At 58.7% G+C, this 9,719-nt stretch carries 10 protein-coding genes and 3 pseudogenes; 8 read left to right on the top strand and 5 right to left on the bottom strand.

Annotated elements, in window-relative coordinates:
• From KFO72_RS16965 to KFO72_RS16945, 5 genes are all read left to right on the top strand, one after another.
• The coding region (locus tag KFO72_RS16965; protein ID WP_225032642.1) for a hypothetical protein at window positions 1–342 on the top strand (342 nt) is incomplete at its 5' end.
• On the top strand, window positions 339–905 hold the full coding sequence (locus tag KFO72_RS16960) for a type 1 glutamine amidotransferase domain-containing protein (protein WP_225032641.1): 567 nt from the start codon (window positions 339–341) through the stop codon (window positions 903–905). The genes KFO72_RS16965 and KFO72_RS16960, both read left to right, overlap by 4 nt.
• Before the next feature lie 172 nt (window positions 906–1,077).
• Entirely contained in the window at window positions 1,078–1,380 is a 303-nt protein-coding gene (locus tag KFO72_RS16955) for a putative quinol monooxygenase (RefSeq protein ID WP_054930881.1), read from the top strand.
• 345 nt (window positions 1,381–1,725) lie between these two features.
• Window positions 1,726–2,133, top strand: a complete 408-nt coding sequence (locus KFO72_RS16950; RefSeq protein WP_054930880.1) for a RidA family protein — start codon at window positions 1,726–1,728, stop codon at window positions 2,131–2,133.
• Window positions 2,134–2,567: 434 nt separating this feature from the next.
• On the top strand, window positions 2,568–2,948 hold the full coding sequence (locus KFO72_RS16945) for a TraR/DksA family transcriptional regulator (RefSeq protein WP_225032640.1): 381 nt from the start codon (window positions 2,568–2,570) through the stop codon (window positions 2,946–2,948).
• Between the two features lie 66 nt (window positions 2,949–3,014).
• Here the strand turns inward: KFO72_RS16945 and KFO72_RS42310 are convergent.
• A pseudogene (locus KFO72_RS42310) lies at window positions 3,015–3,317 on the bottom strand (DUF6566 family protein).
• A 120-nt stretch (window positions 3,318–3,437) separates the two neighbouring features.
• Between KFO72_RS42310 and KFO72_RS16940 the strand changes: the two are divergent.
• Both KFO72_RS16940 and KFO72_RS16935 read left to right on the top strand, forming a co-directional pair.
• Window positions 3,438–3,581 carry a DUF2474 domain-containing protein gene (locus KFO72_RS16940; protein WP_156516797.1) on the top strand — a complete coding sequence of 48 codons (144 nt, stop codon included), beginning with the start codon at window positions 3,438–3,440 and terminating at the stop codon, window positions 3,579–3,581.
• Between the two features lie 43 nt (window positions 3,582–3,624).
• The gene (locus KFO72_RS16935) at window positions 3,625–3,822 is read left to right on the top strand and encodes a hypothetical protein (RefSeq protein ID WP_225032639.1); all 198 of its coding nucleotides are present in this window, start codon (window positions 3,625–3,627) and stop codon (window positions 3,820–3,822) included.
• 106 nt (window positions 3,823–3,928) lie between these two features.
• Here KFO72_RS16935 and KFO72_RS16930 read toward each other — a convergent pair whose 3' ends face one another.
• The 3 genes and pseudogenes from KFO72_RS16930 to KFO72_RS16920 all read right to left on the bottom strand — a co-directional run.
• Window positions 3,929–4,375: an ester cyclase gene (locus KFO72_RS16930; protein ID WP_060608645.1), complete on the bottom strand. Its 447-nt coding sequence runs from the start codon at window positions 4,373–4,375 to the stop codon at window positions 3,929–3,931.
• A gap of 36 nt (window positions 4,376–4,411) precedes the next feature.
• Window positions 4,412–4,663 (bottom strand): annotated as a pseudogene (locus tag KFO72_RS16925) (DUF1269 domain-containing protein); the annotation flags it as partial.
• Window positions 4,664–4,981: 318 nt separating this feature from the next.
• Window positions 4,982–5,881 (bottom strand): annotated as a pseudogene (locus KFO72_RS16920) (LysR family transcriptional regulator); the annotation flags it as partial.
• 352 nt (window positions 5,882–6,233) lie between these two features.
• On the opposite strand from KFO72_RS16920, the gene KFO72_RS16915 reads away from it, so the two are divergent.
• Window positions 6,234–7,292, top strand: a complete 1,059-nt coding sequence (locus KFO72_RS16915) for a Dyp-type peroxidase (protein WP_225032643.1) — start codon at window positions 6,234–6,236, stop codon at window positions 7,290–7,292.
• 22 nt (window positions 7,293–7,314) lie between these two features.
• On the opposite strand, the gene lon is transcribed toward KFO72_RS16915, so the two are convergent.
• Window positions 7,315–9,708: an endopeptidase La gene (gene lon, locus KFO72_RS16910; protein ID WP_060608639.1), complete on the bottom strand. Its 2,394-nt coding sequence runs from the start codon at window positions 9,706–9,708 to the stop codon at window positions 7,315–7,317.
• Window positions 9,709–9,719 lie beyond the last annotated feature (11 nt).

The raw sequence follows: 9,719 nt of genomic DNA, 5'->3' as shown, positions 1-9,719 counted from the left end.
GCCGAAGAAGTTCGTCATCGATCCGCACGGCAGCGTGAAGAAAGCCGCATAGAGCCGGAAGTCGTTACGGGGCGCTCGATTGCGCCTCCCACTTCACGCTCGCTGACATCTTCCTCACGATCCTTTACGCGCGCATCGGCCGGGGCCGCGTTAAGCGGCTCGGTGCTGCGTTCAGCAGTGACAAGGAGCAGACGAAGGAGAAGATCGGCGACCATCACCATGCGGATCGACATCCAGTCGACTGGCTTCTACAGCGCGGCCACTTCCGGAGTGCGGGCCAGGCGGTTGTCGCAGACGAAGCGTATTTCGAATCGAAGCTCATCATTGGAGATCGAAACATGACGAATGAAACTCTGAAGGGACTGAAGATCGCGATCCTGATCGAGGAGGGATTTGAGCAAGTCGAAATGGTCGAGCCTCGTAAGGCGCTCGACGAAGCCGGAGCCGAGACGCGCATCGTCTCGCCCAGAAATGAGCACGTGCGCGCCTGGAACTTCACGAAATGGGGAGACGAGTTCCCTGTCGACGTCGCCCTCGACCGCGCCAAGCCGCAAGATTTCGACGCGCTCCTGCTGCCGGGCGGCGTCTTGAACCCGGATGTGCTTCGGACGGAGCCGAAAGCGGTGGCCTTCGCAAAGGCTTTTTTCGATGACGGCAAGCCAGTGGCATCGATCTGCCACGGTCCGTGGACCGTCATTGAGGCCGGCGCGGCGCACGGCCGGCGCATGACCTCGTGGCCATCGCTCAAAACCGACCTTAAGAATGCGGGAGCGGACTGGGTGGATCAGGAGGTCGTCGTCGACCAAAACCTGGTCACGAGCCGCAGCCCCGACGATATCCCCGCATTCAATCGAGAAATGATCAAGCTGTTTAGCACTATGCGCGGGCGGCGGCATGCTGCGTGATATTGTGGGGAACGCAAGCGAGAACATGGTACAGCGCCGCTTCGGTTCCTCGTTGTGGGACGGCGCGGTAATCGGCCAGGGCACCTGGTACATCGACGATGCCGACCGTGCCGCCGCGTTTTGGAGATCATAGGGGGCGATACCCGCAAGCGGCACCAACAAGGAGGCAGGCATGGTCAGGACAGCGTTGTTCGTCAGGCTCGAAGCGAAGCCGGGCAAGGAGCAGGAAGTCGAAAGCTTCCTGATGGGCGGACTGCCGCTCGTCGAGCAGGAACCCGCGACGATTGCGTGGTTCGGGCTGAAAATCGCGCCGTCGGTGTACGGCATCTTCGATGCGTTCCCCGACGACGCCGGCCGTCAGGCGCACCTCTCGGGCAAAGTAGCCGAGGCACTGATGGCGAAGGCGTCCGATCTCTTCGCCAAACCGCCGGAAATCATGAACATCGATGTACTTGCGGCGAAGCTGCCGTCGTAGCCGCGCCGGATTCGGTTGCGGGACTTCGTGGCGTCGCAACGCATGAACAACCTGCCCGTTGGTAAAACGATCGATGAAGCGGGAGAGGGTGACGTGGCCACGCTTTTCGACGTTGAATGGCTCCCGTCAGATAACTCTCTCCGACCTTTCAGTCAGCCAGATCCAGATTTTTGCTAACCGGAGTGCCAATAAGCGGCCGTTGGCGGCCTCACCCTATCGGCCAATCGAAGACATTCAGTCGGATGCGACGGATGACCGCTTTAGCGCGGATTAGACGCGGTCGCGCGTATAGTTGTGTTGATTTGCACACCCAGTTGCCCCTCAGTATGACGAAGGAAACCTTGCATGACTGACCGAGAAATCATTGTCCCCAATGGAATGGAGCAGATCGTAGAACGCGCAGGCTATGCGCCAGCCGTCAGGGTAGGAACAACTGTCTTTTGCGCCGGGCAAGTAGGGCGTACGCGTGAGCTTGAAGTCATCCACGACCCTGAAGCACAGTTCCTCGCGTGCTGGGAGAATCTAAAGACACTTCTCGATGCGGCAGGCTGTACGTTTGAGGACGTCGTCGAGATGACGACTTACCACGTACAAATGAGCGTACACATGTCGGTCTTCCGCGAGGTGAAGAACCGCGTTTTTCCGCGTGGAAAGTGTGCCTGGACGGCGATCGGGGTATCGGAGCTTGCACATCCCGGCTTACTGGCCGAAATCAAGTGCGTGGCGATACAAAGAAGCGCTGCTAGGGCGTAACCGGCTGCTGCAGGTTTGAGTCCCGCCGCCTGATGCCAGTATTTGAATGTCTCAGTTGGGTCGCCAGGGAAGTTCGGCGATCAGTTAGGGCGGCCCGTTCGTTGTCAGCCGATGGATTTCCGGGTTCGGCCACTCTCCACGCGCGATACGAATCGTCATGGCGCGCATCAGTTCGAACACGCGAACCATCTTGGGCGTTTCTGCGCACCGAACACCAGAATCGCCGCACGTTGCATCTGCGCCGCGATCGGCGTTGCCCGTTCGAGGCATTTGCGCGCATATGATATGCGTGGACGCAAAATTCAGGAGGCGCTCCGACGAAGTACGGATCCTGGCCATCTTGCGCACTGATGTGCCTGCGTTCATTATTGTCGCATGGATGCCCATCCATCCAGGTCGTACGTATTACGTCCCGAACGATGCAGGAGGGTGTTATGTCGGCTCAGAAAGTGACACTAAGCAAAGAATTTCTTGCACGGCAGCAGAGCCGCCTGGTTGCGTTACGGGCGACGTTGCTGGGCAGAGAGGAGAGTACGATCGCAAACGAAGTTTCAGATCAAGAGCAGCACGGCAGCGAAGCCGAGGAGTTCGAGGACGCGGCTCAGGCAATGGCCCAGAAAGAGATCAACCAAGGATTGCGTAACGCGAACGATCAACGGATTAGTGACATAGAACGCGCGCTGCAGAAAATTGAGGATGGAACATACGGCATTTCTGATGAGAGCGGCGAGCCGATACCGCTTGGGCGGCTCGAGGCCGTCCCGGAGGCTGTCTTGACGGTGGAAGAGCAAGAGATGCGAGACACAGGCAAATAAGCGTTGGCGAGTGCCGTCGTGGCCCTGTCCGCGAAATGAGCGCCGCGTCGTCACGCGATGGCCGCATCAGTGGTCCTTTCTGTCTTCGACTCCCTGGAACCACTGCTCAGTGCGCGAGCGGACCACCACCCATGATCGAGGTTGCTGCTGCCCGAATTCGCGGTCGATGTATCGACGTCCCCACTCGATCGCATCCCGGATTGCCTCGTCCTCGGTTGTCTATTCGGGTTGAATCGTTTGAGGACGGGCCTCGAGAACCGTCTGGCCACTACTGCTAATATTTAAACGCGCGATCCACGCGCCATAGGTGTTGCGCTCCGGTCGGACCGTGATTAGAAAACCGCCGGGGAAAGAGGTGCTTGAATCCATCGGTAGGCACCTATACAGAGACAATGCCGGGCTTATTTGTTCTCCGATATCTGCAATCGGAAGTGACACACCAGAATGATGACCTATGCTATGCATGATCATCAGTGACGGGAGGATTCTATGTTGAAAGTAGACGATGGTCCCGACGCTACGTTTGGTAAGCGCATGCTATGGTTCATCGCACTATGGCTGCTAGGTGTAGCCGGCACAGCACTGCTGGTTTTGCCCTTTCATCTTCTGATTGTTGCGGCGATGCATCATTAGTCAGGCTGGCTGCTTGACGATCGACCCGATGGAGTTTTCAAACATGCAAGAATTTGATTTCTACATCAATCTCGAGAAGCCAACGCTTGGACTTTATGTACGCAATGGAGCAGGGCTGGCTGATCTCGCGAATCCACAAGAGTGGCAATTTGAGGGGCATGTGTGGGAGAGCGAACTCGCGCCGGGTATTCTGGCCGACCTGAAAAACAATGGTCATGCGTTCCAGGAACTCGGCGCATGAGATCGTGTTTGACCGACTTAAGGCAAGTCGCAAGCGTGCGGCTGGCGCATCACGGCATTTTTGTCCGGCGTGCGTGGGCGCCGGGTAGTTAGCGAAGGATGACGTATCAGATCGGATGATGATCGAGATTTCTGGGTAGCTGCCCAATCTGGCGAAAAACCGAAAACCAGTCTTCGAGATGCCATGTTTTCGCAATCAAAGGTCCGCGCAACTCATGGAAAGAATGAATGGCAAATTTGATCTGGACGGCACTCGGCGCGATGCCAAGCAACTCGCCGGATTGGGTACCAGTGACTTCCGCGCGAACACCAACTCGGTCACCATGAGTCAATAGATCGAGAATGGTAATTTCCATGTCAGGAAGCGCAATGGCCATTCGCGCGAATGCGTCTGCCATCTGATCGGCTCCCGGCTTCGCGCCCGGTGATTCCGGAATGTATTGCCAATCCGGCGTGACGACCTGTCGCAGCAACGCGACGTCTTTCGCGGCAAACGCCCGGTAGAACGCTTCAATTGTCGTGCGAACCATGTCTTCACTGATGTTTTGGCTCATGTCCTTCCTCGCCTCAAGCGGAAGCTGCGCTTCCAGTCAGGAAAATTCCTTTCGAAAGACGTCCCCGTCATAGCCTCGTACGATGTTGTCGACTTCGTACGGGGAAGTTTCCTGGGCCTCCACGATCAGCGCGACTGTGTCAGGTCTGAGTTTCTCAGATATTGCTTCTATCGTTTCGTCGTCGAGGACGTCTCTGATTGTATGCTCAGCCAGCCCGCCCGCCGTGCCGACGGTGATGCCCAGGATTGCAGTTGCTGGTCCGCCCAACATTCCGAAGAGCGCTCCAGTCATTGCACCGATGACAGTGCCCCAGAGTGACCGCGTGTGCTTTTCGAGCATGGTGACGTTGCCCGCGGTGTCCTTCCGGACCAGCATACCACTCTCCACCTTGAAGCCGTCGTCTTTGTCTTCGTACTCTTTGAAATCGCGGCTTGCCTTCTCCGCGGTTTCAACACTGTCGAAGACCGCGATGATCAAGTGTTGAGACATTGGGCAGCTCCTTGCGCCGTTGAAGCGATTATCCAAGGATAGTGAATTTTCCTGGACGGCCGCTATATCCTTTGACGATTCGATATATCGGCAATGGTGACCATCGATTGCGATGCGTACGGTCCGGAGAATTTCCGGGGTGCGCTCTCGCAACTTCGTCACAATCATCCGTACCCGTGGCGGCAACGGGCGCTGTGTTTGAGTCAGGATGTACAGATCGAAAGGAGGAATATCGAAGTCCGGCAATATGCGAACCAGCCGACCTTCTACGAGCGCGTCGACGCAAGCTGGTTCTTCCACCACGCCAATACCCACGCCTGAAACGATCATTTCGTACATTGGCCGCCAGTGGCTGGTCTTGATCGCTGTGCGAATCGGGACGCTTTCCACGACGCTTTGTACTTGCGTAAGGGGTAACTGTTCCGAATTGAACATGCTCTGAACCCGAATGAACGGGTGTTTTACCAGATCAGTCGGCTTGCGAATTGGCCCGTGTTGCGCAAGATAGCTGGGCGAGGCAACGAGCATCCGGCCTACGCTACCAAGTTCGCACGCTATGAACGCGCCGTGTCTGAGCTGTCCCAGACGAAACGAAACGTCCACTCCCTCAGTGACGAGGTCGACTATCCGGTCGTTCAGGACCAGGTCCAGCTTAAGTTGAGGATAGGCGGCGCGAACGAGCTTCAATGCCTCGGGCACAATTGTCTCGCCGAAGCAGTGAGGTGCTGCCACGCGAATTGTTCCGTTGAGGGCCTGCTGGTCGTTAGAAACTTCGGCAATAGCCTGCTCTACGTCGTGCAGGATTTTTTTACTGCGCTCATAGAAATCCAGACCCTCGGGCGTGCAACTGAAAGCTCTTGCACTCCGGAGCAACAGGCGACAGCCGAGAAATCTCTCGAGTCGCTCGATGCGCTCGCTCGCCGCTGGCTGTCCAATATTGAGGTCCCTGGCCGCTCGGGAGATGCTTCCGCGCTCGACGACCCTGACGTAAATGCGCATCGCTTCCAGCAGGTTCATGGCACGGGGTCTTTCATCTTCCGCCTTTGGCCGACAAATGGGGGACAAGTTGGTTACATCGATCATAGCGACGTGGCGGGAGAATCAAAAGGGGCCGAACCCGATATGAAGTATCAACAGAAAGGCGGTCCGAGACCTGGCGCTATCCGCCCCGTGCGCGTCGGCGTTTGCAGAGATCACCCGATGTTAAATATCGGATGAGGAAGGCTGTTCGGAACATGTCGATGCAGATATGTTCGGTGATATGCCGTGCGAGGATAGCGCTGCTTTCTCCTTAGAAAGATGCGGCTTTCCAAAGCAGGGAAAAAACGGTCGCGAAGCGAAATACGGATACCTAACAATATTGAATGCGATGTCAAAAAACGCCACCGAACCGCAAGCCGTTTGTCACCCCATTACCCGCAGCGCGATCTTCATAACCGCGACGCTTTCTGCTGGCCGGGAAGCAGCGGACGCGGTCCGCAGTTGGTGCGGGGACATTGCTGCCCTGGTACGCTCGGTCGGCACACGCGTGCCGACGGGTGATCTGTCTTGTGTATGCGGCTTCGGTTCGGATGCATGGGACGTGCTATTCGGTGCGCCGCGTCCCGCCAGCCTCCATCCGTTTCGCGAGATTATTGCGGGCAATCGTCACGCGGTGGCCACGCCCGGCGACATCCTGTTGCATATTCGCGCGGATCACATGGACCTTTGCTTTGAACTTGCCACGTTATTGCTCGACGCACTCGGCGCTGCCGTCAAGGTCGTCGACGAGGTACATGGCTTCAGGTATTTCGACCTGCGCGACATCGTCGGCTTTGTCGATGGCACCGAGAACCCGCGTGGCCGTGAAACCGTCGACTTCACGACGATAGGCGATGAAGACGCTTCGTTCGAAGGCGGCAGTTTCGTGATCGTGCAGAAGTACCTGCATGATATGGCGGGCTGGAACGCGCTCTCCGTCGAGGATCAGGAGCGCATCATTGGCCGCAAGAAGCTTTCGGATGTTGAACTCGATCCATCAGTGAAGCCGTCCTGTTCGCACAGTTCCCTCACCACGCTCGACGAGAACGGCAAGGAGGTGAAGATCCTGCGACACAACATGGCGTTCGGCCGGCCCGGTGCCGGCGAGTTCGGGACGTACTTTATCGGCTATGCGCGCTCGCCGGCGCCCATCGAGCAGATGCTGGAAAACATGTTCGTAGGACGTCCACCCGGCAACTACGACCGTCTGCTCGACTACAGTCACGCGATGACGGGCGGTCTCTTCTTTATTCCATCGGCGACGATGCTCGAAGCGCTTGCTGACCGCCACCCTGAAACGGGCGACGATGTCGCGAGCGTGCCTGTTGCTGCGTCGATGTTCAATGAACCACGTGCCGATGATTCATTGAACATCGGGACTCTCAAAGGAGATCCTCAAGATGAGTAACCTTCACCGTGAGCGGTAGACGTCAGGGGACCGGTCGGGTCTCAATGATCTCGCGCACGGCGTCATCGACATTCTCTAGCAGCACGAAGCGCAATTGACTGCGTGCATCGGCGGGAATGTCCTCGATGTCCGCGGCGTTGCGTGCGGGTAGCAGAACCGTTTTGATGCCTCCGCGCAAGGCGGCCAGAACCTTTTCCTTGATCCCACCGACGGGCAACACGACGCCCCTCAGGCTGATCTCGCCCGTCACGGCGCAGTCGCTGCGCACGGCCTGTCCCATCAGCAGCGATGCGATCGCAATGAATATTGCCACGCCGGCACTGGGGCCATCCTTGGGCACCGCACCGGCCGGCACGTGAACATGAATGTCACGCTTTTCGAAGCCTGCGCAGTCGATATGAAGCGCGTCGCAACGCGATTTGACCAACGTCAGCGCGGCTTGTGCGCTTTCCTTCATTACATCGCCCAATTGACCGGTCAGGACCAGCCTGCCTCCGCCTGGCGTACTGCTCGCTTCAATGAAGAGCAGATCGCCGCCAACGGGTGTCCACGCCAGTCCTGTTACCACGCCCGGCATGCTGGTGCGCATCGCCACCTCGTTCTCGAAGCGGTGATGTCCCAGTATCGACGACAGATCGTCGGGTTCGATCTTTGCGCGGGTGGCTGCGTCTTCCGCCACGCGTAATGCGACATGCCGGAATACAGCGCCAATTTGCCGCTCCAGGCTGCGCACGCCCGCTTCGCGAGTGTAATCGCGAATGATGGACCGCAAAGCCTCGTCGCTCAGATCACATTGCGCCGGCGTGAGGCCACAGGCTTCGAGCTGACGCGGAACCAGGAAGCGCCGTGCGATTTCGAACTTCTCGGCCTCCGTGTATCCCGGCAGATCCAGCACCTCCATGCGGTCCTTCAACGGGCCGGGAATGCCCTCCGGCTGGTTGGCGGTGGCAACGAACACGACGGCGGACAGATCGAACGGCACGCCCAGGTAGTTGTCCCTGAAAGAGGCATTCTGTTCGGGGTCCAGCACCTCGAGCATGGCTGCGGCAGGGTCGCCATGCGCGCCTTGCCCGAGCTTGTCGAGTTCGTCCAGCAGCATCACGCAATTGCGCGCGCCCGCCTTGCGGATGGCCTGGATGATATTGCCCGGCATCGCGCCGATATAGGTGCGCCGATGGCCGCGAATTTCCGCCTCATCGTGCACCCCACCGAGACTCACGCGCACGAAGGGCCGTTCCAGCGCCCGGGCGATGCTCTGGCCAAGCGAGGTCTTCCCCACGCCCGGTGGCCCCAGAAAGCACAGAATAGGCGCCTTGCCGTGCGGGTTGAGCTTTCTGACACCCAGGTATTCGAGAATGCGGCGCTTGACTTTGTCGAGGCCAAAATGCGCATCATCCAGGATGTGCCGCGCCTGTGCGATGTCGATGGGTGCTTCGGGTGGAAGCTGCCAGGGCAGTTCGGTCAGCCATTCCAGGTAGCTCACACTGATCGAGTATTCGGACGAAGCCTCCGGCATCCGTTCCAGCCGCGCGAGTTCCCTACGGGCATGGGTCTCGACATCGGGCGGCATGCTGGCAGCTGTAATCGCCCCGGCCAGCTTGCGCGCTTCCTCCTGGCCTTCCGCGTCATCGCCCAACTCGTGTTGGATGGTCCTCAATTGCTCGCGAAGCATCATCTCGCGCTGGCGCTTGTCGATGCGGCTACGCGTCTGATCACCGATCTCGCGCGACAGACGAAGGACTTCGATACGTCCGGCGACCGCGTCAAGCACCTTGTCGAGGCGCTTGCATAATTCGAGGGTTTCCAGAATCGCCTGCCTGGTTTCGAGCGGGATCTCGATCAGGCCCGCCAGCGTGTCGGCCAGCAACCCGGGTGAATTGATCGCATCCAGCGCCTTTACCAGTTCGCCGCCGGCATTGGGCAGCAGGCCGATCATTTCGCCCGCGCGCTCCTTGAGCACCAGCGCTCGCGCGGCGACGGCGGGATCATCGGTTTCCTTGTCGGGCAGGAACTCCACGCGGGCCGCCCGGTAGTCGGGTCCGGTGACTGGCGCGATCAGGCGGAAGCGTTCGACACCCTGGCAGATCAGGTGATGCGCGCCGTCGTCCGGACTCGTGACATAGCGCAATACGTTCGCCACAGTGCCGATTGTGTTCAGGCCCTCGAAGGGCGGGTCCTGCATGTGCGGATCACGTTGCAGCACGACGCCCAAGGGCTGCTGGCGCTTGATGGCTGCCTGAACGTCTTCCTTGCTTTGCCCGCGTCCCGCCGTCAACGTTAGCACCATGCCTGGAAACAGCACGGTGTTCCGGACGGGAAGCAGGATCAGGGTGTCTTGGGGAAGGGCCGGCTCGAGGGCCGTTTCAAGGCTCGCCGAACTGGATTCGGGAGCCTCGCTTTCGCTGTCCATGCTCATCTTCGTTCCTT

The organism is Paraburkholderia sp. XV (assembly GCF_020177535.1).
Classification (GTDB): domain Bacteria; phylum Pseudomonadota; class Gammaproteobacteria; order Burkholderiales; family Burkholderiaceae; genus Paraburkholderia; species Paraburkholderia caribensis.
This window is presented reverse-complemented; position numbering and strand designations above follow the sequence as displayed.